Origin of the sequence: Streptomyces sp. NBC_00536, assembly GCF_036346295.1 — a bacterium.
Classification (GTDB): Bacteria; Actinomycetota; Actinomycetes; order Streptomycetales; family Streptomycetaceae; genus Streptomyces.
In genome coordinates, this window is sequence record NZ_CP107819.1 from 1,244,751 (window position 1) to 1,268,567 (window position 23,817).

At 72.6% G+C, this 23,817-nt stretch carries 16 protein-coding genes; 11 read left to right on the forward strand and 5 right to left on the reverse strand.

Annotation, left to right across the window (positions count from 1 at the left end; genetic code table 11):
• Positions 1-21 precede the first annotated feature (21 nt).
• From dacB to OHS33_RS05215, 3 genes are all read left to right on the forward strand, one after another.
• Complete coding sequence (dacB, locus tag OHS33_RS05205; protein WP_330329188.1) at positions 22-1,677, forward strand: D-alanyl-D-alanine carboxypeptidase/D-alanyl-D-alanine endopeptidase; 1,656 nt, start codon at positions 22-24, stop codon at positions 1,675-1,677.
• Positions 1,678-1,877: 200 nt separating this feature from the next.
• On the forward strand, positions 1,878-2,945 hold the full coding sequence (locus OHS33_RS05210) for a tetratricopeptide repeat protein (RefSeq protein ID WP_330329189.1): 1,068 nt from the start codon (positions 1,878-1,880) through the stop codon (positions 2,943-2,945).
• 89 nt (positions 2,946-3,034) lie between these two features.
• Positions 3,035-4,087, forward strand: a complete 1,053-nt coding sequence (locus OHS33_RS05215) for a polyprenyl synthetase family protein (RefSeq protein ID WP_330329190.1) — start codon at positions 3,035-3,037, stop codon at positions 4,085-4,087.
• 25 nt (positions 4,088-4,112) lie between these two features.
• Here OHS33_RS05215 and OHS33_RS05220 read toward each other — a convergent pair whose 3' ends face one another.
• Positions 4,113-5,222 carry a mechanosensitive ion channel family protein gene (locus OHS33_RS05220; protein ID WP_330329191.1) on the reverse strand — a complete coding sequence of 370 codons (1,110 nt, stop codon included), beginning with the start codon at positions 5,220-5,222 and terminating at the stop codon, positions 4,113-4,115.
• Between the two features lie 353 nt (positions 5,223-5,575).
• Here OHS33_RS05220 and OHS33_RS05225 point away from each other — a divergent pair, with 353 nt between their 5' ends.
• Both OHS33_RS05225 and OHS33_RS05230 read left to right on the forward strand, forming a co-directional pair.
• Positions 5,576-7,642 carry a galactose-binding domain-containing protein gene (locus tag OHS33_RS05225; RefSeq protein ID WP_330329192.1) on the forward strand — a complete coding sequence of 689 codons (2,067 nt, stop codon included), beginning with the start codon at positions 5,576-5,578 and terminating at the stop codon, positions 7,640-7,642.
• Positions 7,643-7,719: 77 nt separating this feature from the next.
• Entirely contained in the window at positions 7,720-8,319 is a 600-nt protein-coding gene (locus OHS33_RS05230; RefSeq protein WP_330329193.1) for a TetR/AcrR family transcriptional regulator, read from the forward strand.
• 78 nt (positions 8,320-8,397) lie between these two features.
• Here OHS33_RS05230 and OHS33_RS05235 read toward each other — a convergent pair whose 3' ends face one another.
• From OHS33_RS05235 to OHS33_RS05245, 3 genes are all read right to left on the reverse strand, one after another.
• The gene (locus OHS33_RS05235; RefSeq protein WP_330329194.1) at positions 8,398-8,754 is read right to left on the reverse strand and encodes a hypothetical protein; all 357 of its coding nucleotides are present in this window, start codon (positions 8,752-8,754) and stop codon (positions 8,398-8,400) included.
• The gene (locus tag OHS33_RS05240) at positions 8,751-10,616 is read right to left on the reverse strand and encodes an ALF repeat-containing protein (protein ID WP_330329195.1); all 1,866 of its coding nucleotides are present in this window, start codon (positions 10,614-10,616) and stop codon (positions 8,751-8,753) included. Before OHS33_RS05240 ends, OHS33_RS05235 begins: the two co-directional genes overlap by 4 nt.
• 369 nt (positions 10,617-10,985) lie before the next feature.
• On the reverse strand, positions 10,986-11,945 hold the full coding sequence (locus OHS33_RS05245) for a LysR family transcriptional regulator (RefSeq protein WP_330329196.1): 960 nt from the start codon (positions 11,943-11,945) through the stop codon (positions 10,986-10,988).
• Between the two features lie 273 nt (positions 11,946-12,218).
• Between OHS33_RS05245 and OHS33_RS05250 the strand changes: the two genes are divergently transcribed.
• Entirely contained in the window at positions 12,219-15,716 is a 3,498-nt protein-coding gene (locus OHS33_RS05250) for a M28 family peptidase (RefSeq protein WP_330334913.1), read from the forward strand.
• 90 nt (positions 15,717-15,806) lie between these two features.
• On the opposite strand, the gene OHS33_RS05255 is transcribed toward OHS33_RS05250, so the two are convergent.
• Complete coding sequence (locus OHS33_RS05255) at positions 15,807-16,025, reverse strand: MbtH family protein (RefSeq protein WP_330329197.1); 219 nt, start codon at positions 16,023-16,025, stop codon at positions 15,807-15,809.
• Between the two features lie 216 nt (positions 16,026-16,241).
• Here OHS33_RS05255 and OHS33_RS05260 point away from each other — a divergent pair, with 216 nt between their 5' ends.
• From OHS33_RS05260 to OHS33_RS05280, 5 genes are read left to right on the forward strand one after another with little or no spacing between them, the layout of a single operon-like run.
• Positions 16,242-18,569: a lantibiotic dehydratase gene (locus OHS33_RS05260; RefSeq protein ID WP_330329198.1), complete on the forward strand. Its 2,328-nt coding sequence runs from the start codon at positions 16,242-16,244 to the stop codon at positions 18,567-18,569.
• Positions 18,569-20,074, forward strand: coding sequence for an amino acid adenylation domain-containing protein (locus OHS33_RS05265; RefSeq protein ID WP_330329199.1), 1,506 nt, complete (start codon positions 18,569-18,571; stop codon positions 20,072-20,074). The genes OHS33_RS05260 and OHS33_RS05265 overlap by 1 nt, the downstream gene beginning before the upstream one ends.
• Positions 20,071-21,042 carry a threonine ammonia-lyase gene (locus OHS33_RS05270; protein ID WP_330329200.1) on the forward strand — a complete coding sequence of 324 codons (972 nt, stop codon included), beginning with the start codon at positions 20,071-20,073 and terminating at the stop codon, positions 21,040-21,042. The genes OHS33_RS05265 and OHS33_RS05270 overlap by 4 nt, the downstream gene beginning before the upstream one ends.
• Entirely contained in the window at positions 21,039-21,302 is a 264-nt protein-coding gene (locus tag OHS33_RS05275) for an acyl carrier protein (protein WP_330329201.1), read from the forward strand. The genes OHS33_RS05270 and OHS33_RS05275 overlap by 4 nt, the downstream gene beginning before the upstream one ends.
• 10 nt (positions 21,303-21,312) lie before the next feature.
• Positions 21,313-23,679, forward strand: coding sequence for a lantibiotic dehydratase (locus OHS33_RS05280; protein ID WP_330329202.1), 2,367 nt, complete (start codon positions 21,313-21,315; stop codon positions 23,677-23,679).
• Positions 23,680-23,817 lie beyond the last annotated feature (138 nt).

Sequence of the window (23,817 nt, forward strand, 5' to 3'; positions counted from 1 at the left end):
CCGAGACGAACGGGGCCTGCCGTGGTGCGAAGACTGAGCGCGCCGTCCCCGCGACGGCGGCGGCGCCGTGCGGGGGCCGGGTGCGCGGCCCTGCTGCTGGTGGCGCTGACCTCGGGCGCGGCGGCGGCCGCGCCGTCCCCGACGCCCACCCCCACTCCCGCTCCCACCTCCACCCCCTCCGGCTCGGCCACCCCCTCCGGCTCGGCGGCGCTCGATCCGCGGATCACGGAGATCATGCGGAAGCCGGAGTACCGCAACGCCCAGTGGGGCCTGCTGCAGATCGAACCGGACACCGGGCGCGTGGTCCACAGCAGCTTCCCCGGGCAGTTCTTCATCCCCGGGTCCACGGCCAAGCTGTTCAGCGTGTCCGGGCCGTGGAAGACCCTCGGCTCCGGCCACCGCTTCGAGACCCCGCTCTACGCCGTCGGCGAGCGGCGCGGCGCGACCCTGACCGGCGACCTCGACCTGGTGGCCCAGGGCGACCTCACCATGGGCGGCAGGACCGCCCCGGACGGTACGGTCGCGTTCACCTCCCTCGACCACACCTACGCCAACGACGTGCCCGGTGCGACGCTCACACCGGAGGACCCGCTCGCCGGGATCGACCAGATCGCGCGGCAGGTGCGGCGCTCCGGCATCACCCGGGTCGACGGGAACGTGATCGTCGACCAGCGGCTCTTCCAGGCCGATCCGGTGCTCGTGCCCACCCCGACCCCGCTGATCATCAACGACAACCTGATCGACCTGACGAGCACCGCGGGGGACCGTGCCGACGCGCCCGCGCGGCTGGACTGGCGGCCGAAGGTCGCCCCGTACCAGGTCACCTCGACGGTGAAGACCGTGGCCGCGGGCAAGCCGTCCGCCGTCACGGTGACGGCCTCCGGCAACGGCACCCGGATCCAGCTGTCCGGCACGGTCGCCCTGGGCTCCGCCCCGGTGCTGCGCGTCTCCCCCGTCACCGACCCGGCGGCCTTCGGCCGCACGGCGCTGATCGAAGCACTCGGCCGGGCCGGGGTGCGCGTCAGCGCGGCCCCGACGGGACCCAACCCGGCCGCCGGGCTGCCCGCGGACTACCGGGGCGGGCAGCGGGTGGCCGTGTACACCTCGCCGCCGTACGCGCAGTACGCCCGGCTCATCCTCAAGGTCAGCCACAACCTGGGCGCCAACCTGGGCATCTGCCTGATGGCGGTCACGACGGGCAGCCACGTCTGCATGGACGGGTTCCCGGTCCTGGCCGCGTTCCTCGACGGGGCGGGCGTCGACCGCAAGCAGGTGCAGCTGCTGGACGGCCGGGGCGGCAATCCCGTCGACCGGTCCACGCCGCAGGCCGTGACGCAGATGCTGACGTACTGGATGCGCACGCCCGACGCGCGGCTCTTCCGCGAGTCGCTGCCCGTCCTCGGCGTCGACGGCCTGCTGGCGGACAACTGCCGCGACTGTCCCGCGCGCGGGAAGGTCTTCGCCAAGACCGGAGCCGCCGTCGGGCTGGACGCGCTCAACGACCGCCTGGGCGTCGGCGCCATCACGATCGCGGGCTATCTGGCCCGGGGAGACGGCCACTTCGACGTCTTCTACGCCGGGGTCACCGGTGCCTCGACGCCGACGACCGACCCGAGCGGCATCCTGTCGATCGCCAATGACCTGGCCCTGATCGCCGCCTACCTCCAGGAGAGTTGAGGCGTAGGGTGCATTTCCGGACATGGTCCTTTGGATCGAGGACACCGGTCCTTGTCCGGCTTGAGATGTACGCGTACATCGACTCCGAGGGGGACTCCCCCGGGCAGGCCCTTCTCGTAGCTTCTTGATCGATGCGGAATCAACGCGGAATCAATGCGGAGTTCACCGCTCCGTCGCGACGACCGAGAAGCGAGACGACCATGTACGGCAAGGCATTCGCGCCCGAATACCGGGGTTCCTTAGGCGAACTCTCCGTCAACACCTCCCTGGAGGAGGTGCTGGCGAAGGCGCTGGAGGAGCGCCGCCGGGCCGACGAGGGCGGTGGCGGGGCCGAGTCGGCGCACGCGGGGCTCGCCGTCGCCGAGGCGAGCAGGCGGCTCGGCCGGGTCGAGGAGGCCGAGCGGGCGTGGAAGGAGAGCTACCGGGCGGCCCGTACGGCCGGGGACCAGGGCGCCATGGCGTGGGCGGTGTGGAGCGGCGGCACCCTGGCCCGGCAGCGCGGCGACCTCTCGCTGGCCCGGCGCCGGCTCGCCCTCGCCGCCGAGCTGGCCGAGCGCGGCGGGGACGTCGTGGCCCGCGGCTACTCGCTGGCCGGACTCGCCGAGACGGGCCGGATACAGGGCGACCACGCGGCCGTCGCCGAACTCCACGAGCGGCTGCTGGCCGAGGCGCGCCGCCGCGGTGAGGCCCGTCACACGGTGTGGGCGCTGGAGGGCATCGCGCAGATGCACCGCGGCGCGGGTTCCTTCGACACCGCGCTGGCCCTGTTCGAGGAGGCCGATGAGATCGCGGGTGCGGCGGGTGACGACCGGGGCCGGGCCTGGGCGCTGCGCGGGATCGCCGACGTCCGGTCCGCGCGGGGCGAGACGGAGCGGGCGCTGGTCCTGCTGTCCGAGGCGGAGCGGATCTGCCGGGAGATCCAGCTGGTCAGCGCGCTGGCGTACAACCTGAAGATGCGCGGGAACGTGTTCTACCGTGCCGGACGTTATCCGGAGGCCGAGGAGTGCTACGCCGAGGCGCTGCGGGAGTTCCGCGCCATGGACGAACCGCGCGGGGAGGCGCTGTCCGGGCTGGGGCTGGCCAAGGCGCGGGCCCGGCTGGGGCGGGCGCCGGAGGAGACCGCGGCCGACCTCGACGTACTGGAGCGGGCACTGGTCGGCATCGGGCTGCAGCACGCCCGTGCCATGATCGGGAAGGCGCGTGCGGAGCTGGGCATCGCCGCCGGGGGGACGGGAACGACCGCCGCCGACACCGCCCCGGTCCGCTGACCCCGCCCGCACAGCCCGTACAGCCCGCCCCGACCACCCCGCCCGCACGGCCCACCCCGCCCGCACGGCCCACGACAGGAGCCCCGCCCATGTCCGCGCAGACCGGTCCGCCCGCCACCACGCTCCGGGCGATCCTGCTCCGCTCCCAGCGGCTGGTCGAGCCCGCCCTCCGCAAGGCCGTCCTGGAGCTGCATCCGGCACCCGGCCGGATCGTCTCCCACGCCTTCGGCTGGTGCGACGAGGACGGCACCCCGACCGACGATCAGGGCGGCAAGGGGCTCCGGCAGGCCCTCGCCGTCCTGGGGGCGGAGGCGGTGGGCGCGGCCGCGGAGGTCGCGGTTCCGGCCGCCGTGGCGATCGAGCTGGTGCACGCCTTCTCGCTGATGCACGACGACATCATGGACGGCGACGAGCGGCGGCGGCACCGCGCCAGCTCATGGAAGGCCTTCGGTACCGGACCCGCGGTGCTGGCGGGCGACGCGCTGTTCGCGCTGGCCATCCGGACCCTGGCCGAGGCCCCGGGCGACCGGGGCGGCGCGGCGCTGCGGCAGCTGACCGTGACCCTGGGCGAGCTGGTGCACGGGCAGGCGGACGACCTGCTCTTCGAGAACCGTCCCTGGACCGGGCCGGGGGCCGTGGACCTCGCCGAATACCGGGCGATGGCCGAGCGCAAGACGGGATCCCTGCTCGGGTCCGCCATGAGCCTGGGCGCGGTGCTCGCGGGTGCGCCGCCGGAGCAGGTGGCCGCCCTCTCCCGGGCGGCGCGCCAGTGGGGCGTGGCCTTCCAGGGGATCGACGACCTGCTGGGGATCTGGGGCGACCCGCGCGCCACCGGCAAGCCGGCCCACAGTGATCTGCGCCGCCGCAAGAAGACCCTCCCGGTGCTGGCCGCGATATCGCAGGACCCGGCGGCCGGTCCCCGGCTGGCCGAGCTGCTGGGCGGCGAGGGACCGGCCGGGGAGGCGGAAGTGCGGAGCGCGGCGCGGCTGGTCGAGGAGGCGGGTGGCCGTGCGTACGCGCTCACCGAGGCGCGCCGGCTGCTGGACGCGGTGTTCGAGGAGCTGTACGCGGCGCCGCTGGCCACCCCGGCCGTGGACGAGTTCGTCGCGCTGTCCGAGTCCCTCCTGCGGCACGCCGGATAGTCGGGAGCGAGGGGGCGGGGCCCGCTCAGGGGGCGGTGGTGGCCACCGTCCCGCGCGGCGCCTCGCGCTGGTGCGGCACCGGCGCGGGCGCGGGCGGCGGCTGCGGGGCGTCCCCCTGGAGGGAGACCGTACGGGTCGGGGCGGGGATGGAGATGCCCTCGGTCCGGAACCGGTGGTGCAGGCGCTTGATGAACTCGTGCTTGATCCGGTACTGGTCGCTGAACTCGCCGACGCCGAGGATCACCGTGAAGTTGATCCGGGAGTCCGCGAAGGTGTGGAAGCGGACGGCCCCCTCGTGGTCGAGCACCGCGCCGTTGATGTCGGCCATCACGCTGTCGACGACCTCCAGGGTGACCCGCTCGACGTGCTCCAGGTCGCTCTCGTAGCCCACGCCCACCTGGACCAGGAGGGACAGCTTCTGCTCGGGCTGCGTGTAGTTGGTCATGTTCGTCCGGGCGAGCCGTGCGTTCGGGATGATGACCAGGTTGTTGGACAGGTTGCGCACCACGGTGTTGCGCCAGTTGATGTCGACGACATAGCCCTCCTCTCCCCCGCTGAGCCGGATGTAGTCGCCGGGCTGCACCGTCTTCGAGGCGAGGATGTGCACACCCGCGAAGAGGTTGGCGAGGGTGTCCTGGAGCGCCAGGGCGACGGCGAGGCCGCCCACTCCGAGGGCGGTGAGCAGCGGCGCGATGGACACGCCCATGGTTTCGAGGGCGACCAGGGCGCCCATCGCGAGGACCACGATCCGTGTGATGTTGACGAAGATGGTGGCCGATCCGGCGACGCCGGTGCGCGAGTTCGCCAGTGACTGGACGAGCCCGGCGACGACCCGGGCGGCGCCGAGCGTGGCCAGCAGGATCAGCAGCGCGGTCAGGGAGTGGTTCACGAATCCCGCGGTCCGCGCGGTGAGGGGCAGGGCGGCGGTGGCCACCGCGGCGCCCGCGATGAGGGCGGCGCCCGGTGCGAGGGTGCGCAGGGCGTCGACGATGAGGTCGTCGCCGCTCCAGCGGGTCCGCTCGGCGTGTTTGCCCAGCCAGCGCAGGAGGGCCCGGACGAGCAGCCCGCCGAGGGCGCCGGCGGCCAGCGCGATGCCCGCGATCAGCCAGTCGTGGACGACGAGGTCCCGGGTCACCGGCGGGCCTCCGCTCCGGGGCGGACCGGGATGGCGGCGGCGGGCGCCGTCGGCCGGGGTATCGGGGGTGTCGGGGGTGTCGTCAACTTGTCACCTGTCAGTTCGTCGTGTGTGCCGTCCTGTTCGGATGCGGATGTACGCATTCCGAACGGGCTGCCATCCTGCCCCATGGCCCGTACGGGCCCCGCAGGCGGGCCGCCCGAGTGCTCCCGCCCGTACGGACCCACGGATCGGACGGTCCATCAGGTCGGTTGTCCCGGACCCTTGACTCTCCACGCGGCAGCCGGGACCCTCGTCGCATTGTTTGTGTGGAACATGACAATCACCCCCCTCCGCATCCCGAGACGTGAGTGATGGCCTTGACCCGACACCCGTACACCCGGCGCAAGCCGGTCCTGGTTCTGTCGTTGCTCCTCGCCCTGCTGGCGATGGCGCTCAGCCCGGCGTCCAGCGCGGCCGCCGACCCGGGCTGGTGGAACCCGGTCGCCCGGCCGGCGCCCGACTCCGGGATCAACGTCACCGGTGAGCCGTTCAAGGGCACCGACGCCCAGGGCAACGTCCGCGGCTTCGTCGACGCCCACGACCACATCATGGCCAACGAGGGCTTCGGCGGGCGGCTCATCTGCGGCAAGCCGTTCTCCGACCTGGGCGTGGCCGACGCGCTCAAGGACTGTCCGGAGCACTACCCGGACGGCTCGCTCGCGATCTTCGACTACATCACCAAGGGCGGTGACGGCAAGCACGACCCGGTGGGCTGGCCGACCTTCAAGGACTGGCCCGCCCACGACTCGCTGACCCACCAGCAGAACTACTACGCCTGGATCGAGCGGGCCTGGCGCGGCGGCCAGCGGGTGCTCGTCAACGACCTGGTCACCAACGGGGTGATCTGCTCGGTCTACTTCTTCAAGGACCGCGGCTGCGACGAGATGGACGCCATCCGCCTGGAGGCGCGCAAATCGTACGAGATGCAGGCGTACGTCGACGCGATGTACGGCGGCCCGGGCAAGGGCTGGTTCCGGATCGTCACCGACTCCGCCCAGGCCCGCGACGTGGTCCAGCAGGGCAAGCTGGCCGTGGTGCTGGGCGTCGAGACCTCCGAACCCTTCGGCTGCAAGCAGGTGCTGGACATCGCGCAGTGCAGCAAGGCGGACATCGACAAGGGACTGGACGAACTGCACGCGCTCGGTGTCCGGAGCATGTTCCTGTGCCACAAGTTCGACAACGCCCTGTGCGGGGTCCGCTTCGACGAGGGCGCCCTCGGCACCGCGATCAACGTGGGCCAGTTCCTGTCGACCGGGACCTTCTGGCAGACGGAGAAGTGCGCCGGTCCGCAGCGCGACAACCCGATCGGCCTGGCGCCCGCGCCCACCGCGCAGAAGGAGCTTCCGGCGGGCGTGGCCGTGCCCTCGTACGCCGCTGACGCGCAGTGCAACACCCGCGGGCTGACCGACCTGGGCGAATACGCCGTACGCGGCATGATGAAACGCAAGATGATGCTCGAAGTCGACCACATGAGCGTCAAGGCCGCGGGCCGCGCCTTCGACATCCTGGAGTCCGCCTCCTACCCCGGCGTCCTCTCCTCGCACAGCTGGATGGACAGCGCCTGGACCGAGCGGCTGTACAAGCTCGGCGGGTTCGCCGCCCAGTACATGAGCGGCGCCGAGGCCTTCAGCGCGGAGGCCAAGAGCAAGGACGCGCTGCGCGAGAAGTACCACGTCGGCTACGGCTACGGCACCGACATGAACGGGGTCGGCGGCTGGCCCGCCCCGCGCGGCGCCGACGTCCCCAACCCGGTGAAGTACCCCTTCCGCAGCGCCGACGGCGGCTCCGTCATCGACAAGCTGACCACCGGCCAGCGCACCTGGGACTTCAACACGGACGGCGGCGCGCACTACGGCATGGTCCCCGACTGGCTGGAGGACATCCGGCAGGTCGGCGGCCAGGACGTGGTGGACGACCTGTTCCGGGGCGCCGAGTCCTACCTGCGCACCTGGGGCGCCTCCGAGCAGCACCGGGCCGGGGTGAACCTCGCGTCCGGGGCGGCCGCCTCGGCCAGTTCGGCGGAATGGTGGAACCCCTTCGTCAGCTTCGCGCCCGGCCGGGCCGTGGACGGCGACACCGGCACCCGCTGGGCGAGCGAATGGAACGACGACCAGTGGCTCCAGATCGACCTCGGCTCCGCGAGCCTGGTCAAGCGGGTCACGCTGGACTGGGAGGCCGCCTACGGCAAGGCCTACCGCATCGAGGTCTCCACCGACGGTGCGAACTGGCAGACCGCCTGGTCCACGACGACGGGTGACGGGGGCCTGGACACCGCCCTGTTCAACGGGGTCTCCGCGCGCTACGTCCGCGTCCACGGGGTGGGACGCGGCACCCAATGGGGTTACTCCCTGCACGAAGTCGGCGTATACAGCAGCTGACGCGATCACGTGGACGCCCGCTCCCGGCAGCTGCCGGGGGCGGGCGTCCGCGCTGCACCCGAGCGAAGGAGACCGCCATGGCACGGATGCCGCTGGCCGAGCGCCGCAGGCAGCTGACCGAGGCCGCGATCCGCGCGATGACCCGCGACGGCGTCTCCCGGACCACCACCCGCTCCATCGCCGCCGAGGCGGGCGTGTCGCTGAGCGTCTTCCACTACTGCTTCGACTCCAAACAGGCCCTGCTCGAATCCGTCATCGAAGCGATCACCGCGCACAGCACCACCATGGTGCGGCAAGCACTGTGCCCGCGCGGGACGCTCGGCGAGACCATCGGGGCGGGGTTCCAGGCCTATTGGGCCCATGTGGCGACCCACCCGGACGAGCACATGCTCACCTACGAACTCACCCAGTACGCGCTGCGTCAGCCCGGCTTCGAGCATCTGGCCCGCCGACAGCATGAGTTGTACCGCGCCACCTACACCGAGTTGCTCGAACAGCTGCGCCGGACGATGGAGTTCGAGCTGAGCGTGCCCGTGCCCGTGCTGGCCCGGTACCTGGCCGCGCTGACCGACGGGGTGACGCTGAACCTGCTGGTGCTCGGCGGCGGCGACACGGAAGCCGCGGAGATGCTGGACATGATCACGGCCCACGTCGCGCACCTCGTGCACGACCGATGAGCACACGGTTACCACCCGGACCGGGGCGGACCGCTGGACGAACCGGCGGACCGCCCCGGTCATCGGGCGCGACGCGCATCAGGAAGCCGGGATGCTCCGATCCGCGCCGAGACGCAGGTCGTGGTACTTCACACTCCACTCGGGACCGAGCTCACGCGCGACCTGGCGGGCGAGTGCCTCACCCTTCTCGGCGAAGGCCTGCTCGGCCTCGGGCGACGGGAAATCGGACGAGCCCGGGTCCTCCCAACACAGGATCGCGTCGAATTCCGCGGCCCACGCCGTGAGTCCCCGGACCAGCTCCGGCGAGAGGTTCAGGAGTTCGTCCTCCGGTGCGATGTCGCCCACGTACCCGTCCGGGTAGCCGGAAAGCCAGAGGGGGTGGCATTGGTAGTCCGCGAGTACCCGGACGCGCCTCGACCCATCGTGCGACGTCACTTTCCCGCGCTCCTCATGTTGGCTCCCACGCTGAAGCCGTTGTCACCCGTGGTGACGGCGACCCGCTGAGTCTTGCCCTGGAACGTTACCTCGTAGATCGGGCGGGTCAGGTCGGCGCGCTGCTGACCGACGACCTTGCCCTCTGTGACCGCCTTGATGATGAACTCGGGAATGTCCTTCACCGCCACACCGGCGTCGACGAACTCGTCTCCGTGCTTCATGACGTGTTCGAGACCGGCCCTCGGACCACCAGTCTCCAAGAACACGATCTTTCCGTCGGCCGTTTTGGCCGCCGCGACCACGTTCTCGCGGCTGAACTTCGTCCCCTTGGCCGCCAACTCGTCCAGCACCTTCGTGTCTCGGCTGACCGCCGCGAAGCTGCTGTAGTGGGAGACGTCGACCAGAGCCTCGACTCCGTCGTCCAGCTTGGTGGCCAGCTTCAGCTTGCCGATCGGCAGCACACTGACGGCAGCCATTGAGCAGTCGAAGAGGCCCGGGTCCTGGATGCACCGCTTGATGTCGTTGAGCCCCGTGACCTCCCACACGATCTTCGTCATGGTGGGGTCGATCGGCGGCATCTCAATGACGAAGTCACCACCAGCGAGCGCGCAGGGCAGTAGGCCCGCGATCTCGCGGGTGGGGTGTGGTACACAGGCTCGCGGCTTCCTCGTCGTTGCCTCCTGCTGCCTCTTGCGCTGCTCCTCGGCCAGTCGACGCGCTTCGGCCACCTCGACCTCGCGCTTCTTCTGGACCTCGGTCCAGGCCTCCGACGCGAGTGTGTTGGCCTCTTCAGCACTTTTACCCGCGGCCTTCGCGCCCTCGCGCGCAGTCACGGACGCCGCATCCGCGCGGGCTGCGGAGGTCCGGGCGTACTGGGCCGAGAACGCGGCCTGCGCTGCGGACTCTGCCGCGGCGTCGGCCTCACGGTCGGCTTGCGCGGCCGCGTTGCGGGCGGTGGCGGCCGAGTTCGCTGCCTTGGTGGCACTAGCCTGCGCGGCGTTGGCGGAGTTCTTTGCGTCCGTCGCGTACTTCCCGGCCGCCTCGGCGGACTTCTGAGCCTCCTGGGCAGCGTTGCTGGCCTCGGCGGCCGCCTGGTTGGCCTTCGCGGCGGCCTCGGCGGCCTTCCAGCGGTTCTGCTCGGCCTTGGCCGCGACCACGGAGGTCTCTGCGATCAGGCGCGAGACCTGGTTTATATGGTTCTCGGCAAGCTGGTCCTTGCGGTCCGCCATGTACTGGCCGACGGTCACGAACTCGTGCAGTTGGTCGGCCGGACCGGCAAGCGCGATCTTCGCCGCGGCCTTCACCTCTGGGCCACCGGTGGTGACAAGCTTTGAGGCAGTGACCTCTTCGTCCGACTGGCGTGCAGCGTACTGGCCGTTGGCCAGGAACACAGCGAGGGCCTTGCCAGAGCCGTTGGCGAGGGCCGCCTTGGAGGCTTCCTTCACACTCGGGCCGCCTGTGTTGTTGATCTGAGAGACACGGACCGCCAGGTCGTCGGTGCCGACCGCGTACTGACCGTTGGCATAGAATTCCGCGAGCTGCTGGTCACTGCCCTTGAGGGCATCGGTAGCGGCGGTACGGACCGAGGGGTACGGGCTCTGCCCGCTCAGTTCAAGGACCCGGCCGCGGATTTCGTCCTGTCCGGCCTTTTTCCACCGGGTGCGCAGGTAGTCCAGAACGTCCTGGTCGGTGCCGCCCAGTGCGGCCGCCGCAGCACTCTGGCTCCAGGGGCCAGTGTTCTTCAGCGCCTTGAGCACCAACGCGCGCCCCTTGGCAGCGGTCGCCTTAACGTCGACGTCGGGACGCTCCGCCTCGACCTTCAGGGCATCGGCGGTCGCGTCGAGACTGAGACCGTCGAGCATCTGGGAAGCCGACGCCGCGATGAAAGCATCGGTCCGTACCTTGTTGGACTTGGCGCGCTCGATGGCGGCGTCGGTGCGGTTCGCCAGGTCGGCAGCCTCGGTATCCCGGGCGATCTCGAAGACCTTCTTGGCCGTCGCGACCGCCGCGCCGGCCGCATCGGCGGCTGTCTTTGCAGCCGCCGCGGCTTGTTGGCCTCGGCGGCTGCAGCCGCCGACTCGCCGGCGTGCCTGGCAGCTTCTTCGGCAGCGGCCGCCGCATTGTCGGCGTGCGTCGCGGCCGAACGAGCGGCGTCGCGCGCTTCGCCTGCGGAGCCAGCACCGTCCGGCCCCCGACCGGGGGGGCGGGCGGTGTCCGTCGTGTGTGCGACTTCAAGCTTCCGCCGGATGGACCTCCGGGTGGGCGTCCCACCAGGCGCGGTGGAAGGGGTTGTTGTCCATATTGGCCAGGTACGCCCCCGCGGCAGCCCGGTAGAGCAGTTCGGCCTGGAGGCCGGAGACCGCCGCCCGGTTCCAGGCGAGCCGGATGCGGCCCACCACCGGTTCGCCGGTCAGCGGGCGCATCACCGTGCCGGGTACGGCCGGGGCGGTGGGCTGGCACAGTGAGACCGCGCGGCCGGCCGCGATCAGGTCGTACTGCATCATCCGGTCGGTGATCCGGTAGCGCAGCTGGGGGGCGAACCCGGCCTTCGCGCAGGCCTCGACGAGGGCTTCGGGGCCGCCGTCGTCGTCCTCGACCAGGGTCATCCAGGGGTCGTCGGCGAGATCGGCCAGGTCCAGCGCGTCCCGCCCGGCCAGCGGGTGCCGGTCGGAGAGCCGGATGCAGAAGGGCTCCCGGGGGACCAGGGTGCGGCCCATCACCCCACCGGGCAGCGGGACTTCGTGGTCGTTGACCTCGCCGTAGACGATGACGTCGTAGCGGCCCGCGCCGAGCATCCGCACCAGCGCGGTCACCGAGTCCTCCAGGTCCACGGTGATCTCGCGGCCGTACAGGTCCAGGTCGGTGCGGGCGAGCAGGCCGTCGAGCAGGACGAGCATGATGCAGCCGAGGCGCAGCGGGGTGTGCCCGGCGATCGCGCGCGCCTCGGCGCCGAGCGCGTCCATCTCGTGGAGGACCCGGCGCGCCTTGGCGAGGACGAAGTGGCCGAGCGCGGTGGGCTCCACGCCGTGCCGTCCCCGGACGAAGAGTTCACCGCCGGTGACCCCTTCGATCCGGCGCAGCTGGGCGGAGAGCGCGGGCTGGGACACGCCCAGGCGCCGGGCGGCGCCGCCCAGGCTCCCGGCTTCCGCTATCTGGCAGACGGTGTGCAGATGTCTTAACTCAAGCTGCATTGCGGCAGCTTACGCAGCGTGACGCGGCCCGCACCATAACGCGGGTCTTATGCGTGCAGGGATGTCCCAATCTCGCCATGTCCACGCCCATACTCGGCGGCGAACCGCCCGCCCGGCGCACATCCCCCGCACAGCAATCTCACAGTCAACTCACAGGAACCGCACGGCCTTTGCCTGGGTCGCGCACGGGCTCTGCCCAGGCCCTTCACAGCCAGACCCCTCACCGGACCCCCCACACACGATCGGAGTGGACTCTTGCAGCCCACCAGATGGATGGCGACCGTGGCAGCGATGGCGCTGACCGCGAGCCTCGCCGGCACACTGGCCGGTACCGCGTCGGCCGCGCAGCAGCCCCCGAAAGTCCAGCCCCCACAGGCGAGGTCGGCCGCCCGCGCGGTCGCCGCCGCCGACGCGGCCGTCCGCAGCGGCCTCGACACCCTGGTCAACTCCCCCCAGCAGCAGTACGACCGGCGGATGGTCACCCCGTGGGTACAGGACCTGTACTCGGTGGCCTACGAGCGCACCTACCGCGGTCTCCCGGTGGTCGGCGGTGACGCGGTGGTGCTCGCCGACGGCGAGGGCAGGGTCCGCGCCCTCCAGTCGGCCTCCACCACCGCGATCGACGTGGCGACGACCCCCACCGTCTCCGCGAAGGCCGCGGAGGCCACCTCCCGCGCGCAGCTGGCCAAGACCGACAAGGTTCTCGACACCAGGCTCGTGGTCCGGCTCAAGGACGACCGGCCCGTGCTGGCCTGGGAGACCGTGCTGTCCGGCCGGACCACGACCGCGCCGAGCAAAATGCACGTGTTCGTCGACGCCCGCACCGGCAAGGTGGTCGACCGCCACGACGAGGTGGTGGCCGGCAGCGGCACCAGCAAGTGGAACGGCCCGAACCCGCTGACCATCGACACCACCGCGTCCGGGGGCACGTACTCCCTGCGCGACCCGAACCGCAGCGGCCTGAGCTGCGCGGACTACAGCAGCGGCAGCGTCTTCACCAAGTCGTCGGACTCCTGGGGCACCGGGAACCCGACCTCCAAGGAGACCGGCTGTACGGACCTCATGTTCGCCGCCCAGAAGCAGTGGGACATGCTCGGCTCCTGGCTCGGCCGCAACGGGGTCAGCGGCAACGGCCGCAGCTTCCCCGGCAATGTGGGCCTGTCCGACCTGAACGCCTACTGGGACGGCAGCTCGGTCACCATCGGGCACAACAGCGCCAACGAGTGGATCGCCGGTGTGGACGTGGTGGCCCACGAGTACGGGCACGCCATCGACAGCAACACCCCGGGCGGCACCAGCGGCCAGGAGGCCGGACTGGGCGAGGGCACCGGCGACATCTTCGGCGCGCTGACCGAGGCGTACATCAACGAGCCCTCGCCGTACGACGTCCCGGACTACACCGTCGGCGAGATGATCAACCTCCAGGGCCGCGGCCCGATCCGGAACATGTACAACCCGCCCGCCGTCAACAACGACCCGGCCTGCTACAGCTCCGCGATACCCGGCACCGAGGTGCACGCCGCGGCCGGACCGCTGAACCACTGGTTCTACCTGCTGGCCGAGGGCACCAGCCCCGGCGGCGGCAAGCCGAACAGCAGCACCTGCAACCAGAGCACCCTCACGGGTGTCGGCGTACAGAACGCCGGCAAGATCTTCTACGGCGGCATGCTGCTCAAGACCAGCAGCATGAGCTACAAGAAGTACCGTACGGCGACGCTCAGCGCGGCCAAGTCGCTGGACCCCACCACCTGCAACCTGTTCAACCGGACGAAGGCCGCGTGGGACGCGATCAGCGTGCCCGCCCAGGCCGGTGACACCACCTGCACCCCGAGCGGCCAGAACGACGACTTCTCGATGGTCCTGAACCCCTCGGCGGGCACCGTCCAGCAGGGCGCCTCGGTCACCACCACCGTGGCCACGAACACCACCACCGGTTCGGCCCAGCAGGTCACCCTCACCGCGACCGGACTGCCGGCCGGGGTGAGCGCCTCCTTCAACCCGGCCACCGTGCCGTCCGGCCAGTCCTCGGTGCTGACCCTCACCGCCTCCTCCAGCGCGGCCCCGGGGCCCTCCACGGTCACCGTCAAGGGCCAGGGATCCGGCTTGTCGCACACCGTCGACTACGCGCTCACCGTCGGCGGGACCACGCCCGGCCCCGACGCCCCGAACATCGACGTCGCGAACGTCCAGGCCCACCTCTCCCAGCTCAACACGATCGCCTCCCAGAACGGCGGCAACCGCCGGGCGGGCAGCGGCGGTCACACCCAGTCGCTGGCCTATGTGAAGGGCAAGCTGCAAGCGGCCGGTTACACCGTCACCGAGCAGAGCTGCACCTCCTGCACCTACCCGTCGAACAACCTGATCGCCGACTGGCCGGGCGGCCCCGCCGACCAGACCGTCATGTTCGGCGCGCACCTCGACAGCGTCTCGGCGGGCCCGGGCATCAACGACAACGGCTCGGGCTCCGCGACCCTGCTGGAGAACGCGCTCGTCCTCGCCCAGCGGAACCCGACCCTGACCAAGCACGTGCGCTTCGCGTGGTGGACCGACGAGGAACAGGGCCTGAACGGCTCGAAGTTCTATGTGGGCCAGCTGAGCAGCGCCCAGAAGTCCGCCATCAAGGGCTACTACAACTTCGACATGGTCGGCTCCCCCAACGCCGGTTACTTCATCAACAACCTGGGCTCCACGACAGCGGCGCCCCTCAAGGCGTACTGGACCTCGCTGAACCTCGCCCCCGAGGAGAACGTCGAGGGCCAGGGCCGCAGTGACGACTACTCCTTCCAGCAGGCCGGGATCCCGACCTCCGGCTACGCGGCCGGGGCCAGCGCCCGCAAGACCGCGGCGCAGGCCACCAAGTGGGGCGGCACCGCGAACGCCGCCTACGACTCCTGCTACCACAGCGCCTGCGACACCACGAACAACGTCAGCGCCACGGTCCTGGACCGCAGCGCCGACGGCGTCGCCTACACGATCTGGAAGCAGGCCGTCGGCGGCGACACCCCGGCGCAGGACTTCTCGCTGAGCACCTCACCGGCGGCCGGCAGCGCCAACCCCGGCGGCAGCGTCAGCTCCACCGTCAACACCACCACCGTGAGCGGCAGTCCGCAGACCCTGAACCTGTCGGTCTCCGGCGCGCCCACCGGCGTCACCGCCTCGCTCAGCCCGGCCTCCGTGCAGTCCGGCAGCTCCTCCACCCTGTCCGTCCAGGTCGGCGCGGGCACCACCCCGGGCACCTACACCCTGACGGTCACCGGCACCGGCACCACCAGCCACAGCACCACCTACACCCTGACCGTCGGGGGCGGCGGCGGGACCTGCACCCCGCGCCAGGTCGTCGCCAACGGCGGCTTCGAGAACGGCGCCGCCCCGTGGACCTCCACCTCGGGCGTCATCACGAACCAGGCGGGCGAAGCCCCGCACAGCGGCGCCTACATGGCGTGGCTGAACGGCTGGGGCAGCCCGCGCACCGACAGCGCGGCGCAGTCCCTGACCCTCCCGGCGGGCTGCTCGGCCGGCCGGCTCTCCTTCTACCTGCACATCGACACGGCCGAGACGGAGAACGTCGTCTACGACACCCTCACGGTGTCGGTGGGCGGCCAGACCCTGGAGACCCTGTCCAATGTGGACGCGTCGGCGGGCTTCGTCCTGAAGACCTACGACGTCTCGCGGTTCGCGGGACAGAACGTCACCCTCCAGTTCCAGGGGGTCGAGGACCAGTCCCTCCAGACCTCCTTCGTGGTGGACGACGTCACCCTCCAGGTGAGCTGACGCCCGCCTGAGTCCCCCCGTGGGGCCACACAGGGGAAGGCGCCCGACCGGACATCCGTCCCGGTCGGGCGCCTTCTCGTGCGTCCCGGTTCAGGCGCCGGCCGCCGCCGCGTCGGCCATCCGGCGGCGCAGGCTCAGCGGGCGCATGTCCGTCCACACCACGTCGATGTGGTCCAGGCACTCCTGCTTCGTCCCGGACGTGCCCTCGGCCCGCCAGCCCTGGGGCAGTTCGCGGTCCAGCCGCCAGACGGAGTACTGCTCTTCCTCGTTGCGCACGACCTGGTAGCCGCTCTCACCGCTGGCACTCATCGCTTGGGCCCTCCCGCGTTCGATCGCCTCGACGCGCCCAGCCTGCCCCCCGGCGGCGCGCCGCCACAGAGACAAACGCGCAGAAGTGACGGTGCCTCCCGCTGCCCGTCCTTCCCTGGTGGCGCGCGGCCGGCGGCGGCAGGGTTCCAGGCAGCCAGGGTGACGCCAGAGACGGTACCCGGCGCGGAGTCAGTACCGCCTGGAAGGAGCTCCGCCATGACGGACGTCCCGGACCACGTGCACCTGCCCACCGGTGGGTGGCGCTTGTGGGAGCATTTCGCCCTGCGCGGGCCCGGTTTCCCCGCCTCGGGGGTGCTGCGGATGGCGCCTCCCGGGCTGGCCGTGGCCGCCGACAAGTTCGGGCCGCGGGACCTGCTGGCCGGGCCCGAATGGGAGGCCTTCACCGAGACCTTCGACACGGGCGCCGTGCGCACCGCCGGACTGCTGCAGGAGATCGCCGCCGCCCCGCGCTTCCGCGCCGCGGTGGCCTGGCAGAACCGGACCGTGCTGCGCACGGGCATCGCCCCGTTCCTGAACTGGACGCCGACCGCGGCGAGTCGCACCAGCATGCCCCGTCAGCGCGAGGAACTCGTCGCCCACTACTGGCAGCGGTTCTGCGTCAAGAACGACACCATCGGCTTCTTCGGCCCGGTCGGCTGGGGCCGCTGGGACCTCGCGAGCGAGGGCATCGCCGTGGATCCCGGCACCGGTCTGCTCGCCGACTCCCAGGTGTACTTCGCCAGTTGGGCCATCGACGCGCTCGCCAAGACGCTGGGCGCGGACCCGGCGATGAAGGCGTGGATCCCGCCGCGCCGGGTGTCCTTCGTCCGCGCCGAGGGGCGTACGGTGCGGCTGCCCGGCCGCCCGCCGCAGCCCATCACGGACGCCGCGCGGGCCGTGCTCGACCTGTGTGACGGGACGCGGCCGGTGGCCGCGATCGCCGCGGCCGCCGGGATCACCGTGGCGGAGGCGGCCGACACCGTCGAGTGGCTCCGGTCGAAGCGCTGGGTGCACTGGCGCCTGGAGGTGCCGAGCAGCACCCACCCCGAGCGGGAGCTACGGGCCATCCTGGAGCGCGTCGGCGACCGGGAGCTGCGGGAATCCGCCCTGGAACGGCTCGGCACGCTGGAGCGCGGGCGGGACGCGGTGCAGGCGGCGGGCCTGGACGCCGAGGCGCTGGGCGAGGCGATGGGCGCGCTGGAGGCGGACTTCGCGCGGATCACCGACACCGACGGCCAGCGGGCCAAGGGCTCCCGGACCGCGCCCTGCCGCGGCCTGGTGTACTCCGACTGCCGGCGCTCGGCGACGGCCACCCTGGGCACCGCGCTGCTCGACGAACTGACCCCGCTGGCCCAGTGCCTGACCTCGGCGCGCTGGATGACGAACCGCTTCACGGAGCGGGTGGGCGTCCGGCTGCGCGAGGTGTACGAGCGCCTGCACGCGGGCGGCCCGGTGGACCTGGGCGCGATGTGGCTGGCCTGTCTGCCGTCGCCGTACGCCGAGGCGAGCGCCGATCTGGACGTCATCCAGGCCGAGATGAGGGCGAAGTGGGCCCGCATCCTCCAGGTGGGCGAGGGGGCGCGCAGTGTGCGGGTGTCCTCGGCGGACATCGCCGAGCGGGTGCGGGAGGAGTTCGAGGAGCCGGGCGCGGGCTGGTCGCTGGCCCGCTACTTCAGCCCCGACGTGCTGGTCCTCGCCGAGGACGCGGCGGCGGTGGCCCGCGGCGACTTCGCGCTCGTGCTCGGCGAGATGCACAGCGCGCTCAACACGATGGGCGCCTCGCTCTTCGTCCACCAGCACCCCGACCGGGAGCAGCTGATCGCCGAGACCACCCGGGACTTCCCCGGACCCCGGCTGCTGCCGATGCTCCCCAAGGAACTGCCGCTGAAGTGGTCCACGCGCAGCAGGCCCTCGCTGGACCGGCCGGAGGACTACTACGTCTCGCTGGTCGACGACACGGGCGACCCGCACCGGCCGCGCACCGTGCTCAGCGCGGACGTCGCGGTGGAGGACCGGGAGGGCGCCCTGACGGCGGTGCTGCCGGACGGGACCGCCTTCCCCCTGCTCGACGTCTACGCGAACACCCTCACCCAGCGGATCATGGACCGGTTCACGATCCGGCCCGAGGGCGACCACACCCCGCGGATCAGCATCGACAAGATGATCGTCGCCCGCGAGACCTGGTCCTTCCCGGCGTCCGAACTCACCTTCGCCGAGGAGAAGTCGGAGGCCAGGCGGTACGTCCGGGCCCGGCACTGGCAGCGCGAACACGACCTGCCGCGCTTCGTGTTCGTGGTCTCCCCCACCGAACCCAGGCCCTTCTACGTCGACTTCGACAGCCCGGTGTACCTGACCATCCTGGCCAAGGCGGCGCGCCGGCTGGCCCGCAAAGACCCGGACGCGCGGCTGAAGGTCAGCGAGATGCTGCCGACCCCGGAACAGGCCTGGCTGACCGACGACCAGGGCAACACCTTCACCTCCGAACTGCGCTTCGTCGCGGTCGACCAGACCGCGGTGCACGCGGGCACGGGCGGGGACGCGTGATGCGGACCTTCGTCGACGACATCGCCGCGCACGCGGCCCGCCACCCGGACCGGGTCGCGCTCACCACCCCGGCCGGTGAGCTGACGTACGCCGAGCTGGCCGCCCGCATCGACGCGCTGGCCGGAGTGCTGCGGGCGCGCGGCGCCCGCCCCGAGGTGGTGTGCGCGGTGGCCGTGGAGCGCGGGGTGGACGCCGTGGTCGCGATGGCGGCCGTGGTGCGCTCCGGCGCCGCCTTCCTCAGCCTGGACCCGGAGCAGCCCGCGCCGCGGCTGGCGGCGCTGGTGCGCAGCGGCGGCGCCGGGATGCTGCTGACCTGTTCGCGGCTGTCGGCGCGGCTCGACCTGCCCGTGGAGGGGCCGCGGGTGCTGCTGGACCGGCCCGGCGCTCTTGCCGCGCCGGACGCCGGACCGGCCACGGGGCCCGACGGGCGCGGACTCGCGTACGTCAGCCACACCTCGGGGACCACCGGGGAGCCGAGCGCGGTGCTCGTCGAGCACAGGGGTCTCGACGGGTACCTGCGGTTCGTCGCCCGCGATTACGGTCTCGGGCCGGACACGGTGGCCCTCCAGGTCGCGCCGCTGGGGTATGACGCGTCCGTACGCGACACCTTCGCGCCGCTGCTGGCGGGCGGGCGGCTCGTCGTCGTACCGCGCTCGGCGGTGCTGCGGCCGGAGGAGTTCGGGGAGGTGGTGCGCGCCGAGGGGGTGAACACGCTGCTGAGCGTGACCCCGTCCTTCCTGTCGTTCCTGGCCGGACAGCCGGAGGCGGCCGCCCTGCTGGCGGGGCTGCGGCTGGTGGTGTCCAGCGGGGAGTCGCTGCGGCCGTTCCTGGCGGCGGGCGGGCGGGCGCTGGTCCCGGGCGTGCTGGTCAACCAGTACGGTCCGACCGAGTGCACGATGACCTCGACCCGGTACGCGGTGCCGGCGGCTGCGGACACCGAAGCCGACGTGATCGGCACCCCGATCGACGGGGTCGTCGTACGGCTGCTGGACGAGCGGCTCGCGCCGGTGCCCGACGGGACCGCCGGGGAGGTGTACATCGGCGGGACCGGGGTGGCCCGGGGGTACCGCGGGCTGCCCGGCCGGACCGCGGAGCGCTTCGTCCCCGACCCGCTCGGGCCGCCCGGCGCCCGGTTGTACCGGACCGGGGACCTGGCCCGGCGCGGCCCCGGGGGCCTGGCCTATCTGGGGCGCGGGGACCGGCAGGTCAAGATCCGGGGCTACCGCGTCGACCCGGCCGAGGTGGAGGGCGCACTGCTGGCCCACCCGGCGGTGACGGGCGCGGTGGTGACCTCCGCGACCGACGGCCACGGCCGGGTGTTCCTGACCGCGCACGTCACCGGCGACCCCGGGGTGCCCGATTCGGCGCTGCGCCTGCACCTGGTGGCCCTCCTGCCGCCGCACCTGATGCCGCGCCGGTTCGTCCGGCTGACGGAACTACCCACCACCCGCGGGGGCAAGGCCGACCGGCGTGCCCTGGCCGAAAGCGGAGGCACCCGGTCATGACCGTGACCATCGACACCCTGGGCCCGGCCGATGTGGACGCGGCCACCGAACGGCTCGCGGGGCACGTACGGCGCACCCCCCTGCTGCCCGGGCTGGGCGGGCCGGGGCGGCGGCGCGCGGAGTGTTCGCTGCTGCTGAAGGCCGAACACCTCCAGCACAGCGGCTCGTTCAAGCTGCGCGGGGCCGCCAACGCGGTCCTGGCGCTGGGCGCGGACCGGATCGTCACCGGGTCCTCCGGGAACCACGGGATCGCGCTGGCCCGGCTGGCCGCCCCGCTGGGCGTGGAGGTCACCGTGGTCATGGCGGCCGGGGCCAGCCCGGCCAAGGCCGCGCTGATCCGGGCGCTGGGCGGGCGGATCGTCTCCGTGCCGGGAGGGGTCGCCGAGCGGGACGCCCGGGCGCTGGACCTGGCCGGGGAGAGCGGCGCGGTGTTCGTCCCCTCCTCGGACCACGAACTCGTGATCGCCGGTCAGGGCACGGTCGGGGCGGAGATCCTGGCCGAGGTGCCCGACGTCGAGACGCTCTACGTGCCGACCGGCGGGGGCGGGCTGCTGGCCGGGGTCTGCCTGTCCGCGCACGGCCACCGGGTCCGGGTGGTGGGCGTCGAGCCCGCCGCGACCCCCCGCTACGCCCGGTCGCTGGCGGCGGGCCGGCCCGTCCGGCTGGCGCCGAGCGACACCGTCGCCGACGGGCTGCGCGCGCAGCAGCCCGGGGCGGTCACCTTCCCCGTGATCCGGGACCGGGTCGACGACCTGATCGCCGTGTCCGACGCCGAGATCCTGGCCGCCGCCGCCTTCCTGCGGCGGCGCGGGATCGAGGCCGAACCCAGCGGGGCCGTCGCCCTGGCCGGGGCCCTGCGCGCGGGCCGGGGCGCCGGGCGCGCCGTCGCCATCGTCTCGGGCGGCAACACCACCGCGGCGCTCACCGCCGCCGCGGCCACCGAACCGTATCTGGAGGAGATCTCATGACCACGTCAGTCAACCCGACCCTGACCGGCGCCGAGCTGACCGAGCTGGTGCTCGGCATCTACCGCGACACCCTGGGCGAGGAGTCCCTGCACGAGGACAGCGACTTCTACGAGTGGGGCGGCGACTCGCTGACCGCCTTCCGGATCACCGCGCGGATCGAGGAGGCCCTCGGGGTCGAGGTGCCGGTCGCGCTGGTCTTCGCCTATCCCTCGCCCGCCGACCTGGCGTCCGTCGTCGACGCCGACCTCGTCCAGGCCTGAGGGGCAGACCATGACCGAGACCTATCTGCCGGGCGGCCGGTGGCGGCTGTGGGAGCAGTTCGCGCTGCGCGGTCCGGGCTTCCCGGCCCGCGGGGTGCTGCGGCTGGCCCCGGCCGGGCTGGCCGCGGCGGCCGACAAGTTCCCCGACGGCGAGCAGCTGTCCGGGGAGGACTGGGCCGCCTTCGGGGCGCTGTTCGCCGAGGCGGCCGTGGAGAACGCGCACGCCCTCCAGGACATCGCCCGGCTGCCCGCCTTCCGGGAGGCCGTGGCCTGGCAGAACCGGCCGGTGCTGAGCTCCGGGATCGCGCCGTTCCTGAACTGGACGCCGACCGCGGCGGGCCGCACCAGCATGCCCCGCCAGCGCGAGGAACTCGTCGCCCACTACTGGCAGCGCTTCTGCGTCAAGAACGACACCATCGGCTTCTTCGGCCCGGTCGGCTGGGGCCGCTGGGACCTGGGCGCCGAGGGCCCGGACGGTATCGCCGTCGATCCCGGGACCGGCCTGATCGCCGACTCCCGGGTGTACTTCGCCAGTTGGGCGATCGACGCGCTCGCCGCGGCGGTCGGGGCCGACCCCGCGCTGCGCGACGGGGTGGCTCCCCGGCGGGTGCCCTTCGTCCGCCTCGCGGACGTCGGGGACACCGCGGGCGACACCGGCATCGAGGGCGCCGAGGTGCTGGTCCCGGGCCGCCCGCCGCAGCTCGCCGGGGCCGCCGCCGCGGCCGTGCTGGCGCTGTGCGACGGCGTGCGGACCGCGCGGGAGATCGCGGCCGCGCTGCCGGGGACGGACGTGCCGGCCGAGCTGGCGGCCCTGGTGGCCCGCCGGTGGGTGGTGTGGAAGCTGGAGGTACCGGCCGATGCCCGCCCCGAGCGGTACCTGCGGGCCTGGCTGGAGCGGATCGCGGATCCGGGGGCGCGCGGGCGCGCCCTGGCCGCGCTGGACGTGCTGGAGCGGGGCCGGGACCTCGTGGCCGCCGCCGAGGGACCCGAGGCCCTGGTCGAGGCGATGAGCGCGCTGGAGGGCGAGTTCGTCGCGCTGACCGAGACCGCCGCCGTCCGCGAGAAGTCCGCCGGTACGGCGCCCTGCCGGGCCCTGGTCTACTCCGACTGCCGGCGCTCGGCGACGGCCACCCTGGGCCGGGCCGTGCACGAGGCCCTGGCCCCGCTGGAGCCGCTGCTCACCAGCGCCGGATGGCTGACCGCCCGGCTGGCCGATGCGGTCATGGCGCGGGCGACGGAGGTGTACGAGCGCCTCGCCGCGCGGGGTCCGGTGGACCTGGCCGCGTTCTGGTTCGCCTGCATGCCGATCCTGCACGGGGCGGCGCGCACCGAAACAGAGGCGCTGCAAAGGGAGTTCCGGGCCCGCTGGGCCGCGGTCCTGTCGCCGTCGCCGGATGCCCGCCGGGTCCGGCTGACACTGGCCGACATCGCGGGTCCGGTGGCCGAACGGTTCGGGGAGGGGTCCGCGGGCGCAGGGAGTACGGGCACCGGGGGCGGTGTGCGCGGCGGCTGGACCGCCGCCCGCTACCTCAGCCCCGACATCATGATCGCCGCGACCGGTACGGACGCGGTGGCGCGCGGGGACTTCGAACTCGTCCTGGGTGAGCTGCACTTGGCGGCCAACACGCTGGGCTCCTCGCTCTTCGTGCACCAGCACCCCGACGCCCGGGAGCTGACCGCGCTCACCGACCGCGACCACCCGGGGCCCCGGCTGATGCCGCTGCTGCCCAAGGAGCACCGCTCGCGGCTGTCGGTCCGTACCCGGCACGCGCTGGTGCGGCCCGAGGACTACCACGTCGCGCTGGTGGACTTCACCGCCGATCCGGCCCGGCCGCGTACGGTCCTGAGCGCCGACGTCACGGTGACCCGGGCCGACGACGGGGAGCTGCGGGCCGTGCTGCCCGACGGCGCGGAATTCGCGGCGGTGGACGTGTTCGCGCACGTCCTGACCACCCTCGCGATGGACCTGTTCCAGATCCTGCCGGACGACGCCGAGCACTCCCCCCGGGTGACCGTCGACCGGCTGGTGGTGGCCCGGGAGACCTGGCGGCTGCCGCAGGACGGGATCGACTTCGCGGACGAGAAGGACGAGGCCCGCCGGTTCGTGCGGGCCCGGCGGTGGCGCGCGCGGCACGGGCTGCCCCGCTTCGTATTCGTGGTCCTGCCCACCGAGACCCGGCCGTTCTACGTGGACTTCGACAGCCCGGTGTACCTCAGCATCCTGGCCAAGGCGCTGCGCAGACTGGCCCGCAACGACCCGGACGGGCGCGCCGTGATCACGGAGATGCTGCCCAGCCCGGAGGAGGCCTGGCTGACCGACGACCAGGGCGCCGCCTACACCTCCGAACTGCGCTTCGTGGCGGTGGACGAGGGTTAGCGACGAGGGTTGGCGCGGTGACCCCGCATGACGGCGGCACGCCCGGTACGGCACCACACGTCCGGGCGGGGCCGCCGTTGCGCGTTCTACCCCCGCCCGCTGCGTGCGCGGCTGCGTCTTCTTCCCTACTGACGGGCC

Bases quoted from the DNA above. Each gene is read 5' to 3' on its own strand.
- OHS33_RS05270 (WP_330329200.1), top strand. From the start codon at position 20,071: ATGACCGTGACCATCGACACCCTGGGCCCGGCCGATGTGGACGCGGCC.
- OHS33_RS05280 (WP_330329202.1), top strand. From the start codon at position 21,313: ATGACCGAGACCTATCTGCCGGGCGGCCGGTGGCGGCTGTGGGAGCAG.
- OHS33_RS05265 (WP_330329199.1), top strand. From the start codon at position 18,569: ATGCGGACCTTCGTCGACGACATCGCCGCGCACGCGGCCCGCCACCCG.
- OHS33_RS05230 (WP_330329193.1), top strand. From the start codon at position 7,720: ATGGCACGGATGCCGCTGGCCGAGCGCCGCAGGCAGCTGACCGAGGCC.
- OHS33_RS05250 (WP_330334913.1), top strand. From the start codon at position 12,219: ATGGCGACCGTGGCAGCGATGGCGCTGACCGCGAGCCTCGCCGGCACA.
- OHS33_RS05215 (WP_330329190.1), top strand. From the start codon at position 3,035: ATGTCCGCGCAGACCGGTCCGCCCGCCACCACGCTCCGGGCGATCCTG.
- OHS33_RS05245 (WP_330329196.1), bottom strand. From the start codon at position 11,945: ATGCAGCTTGAGTTAAGACATCTGCACACCGTCTGCCAGATAGCGGAA.
- OHS33_RS05260 (WP_330329198.1), top strand. From the start codon at position 16,242: ATGACGGACGTCCCGGACCACGTGCACCTGCCCACCGGTGGGTGGCGC.
- OHS33_RS05255 (WP_330329197.1), bottom strand. From the start codon at position 16,025: ATGAGTGCCAGCGGTGAGAGCGGCTACCAGGTCGTGCGCAACGAGGAA.
- OHS33_RS05275 (WP_330329201.1), top strand. From the start codon at position 21,039: ATGACCACGTCAGTCAACCCGACCCTGACCGGCGCCGAGCTGACCGAG.
- OHS33_RS05210 (WP_330329189.1), top strand. From the start codon at position 1,878: ATGTACGGCAAGGCATTCGCGCCCGAATACCGGGGTTCCTTAGGCGAA.
- OHS33_RS05225 (WP_330329192.1), top strand. From the start codon at position 5,576: ATGGCCTTGACCCGACACCCGTACACCCGGCGCAAGCCGGTCCTGGTT.
- OHS33_RS05240 (WP_330329195.1), bottom strand. From the start codon at position 10,616: ATGCTCGACGGTCTCAGTCTCGACGCGACCGCCGATGCCCTGAAGGTC.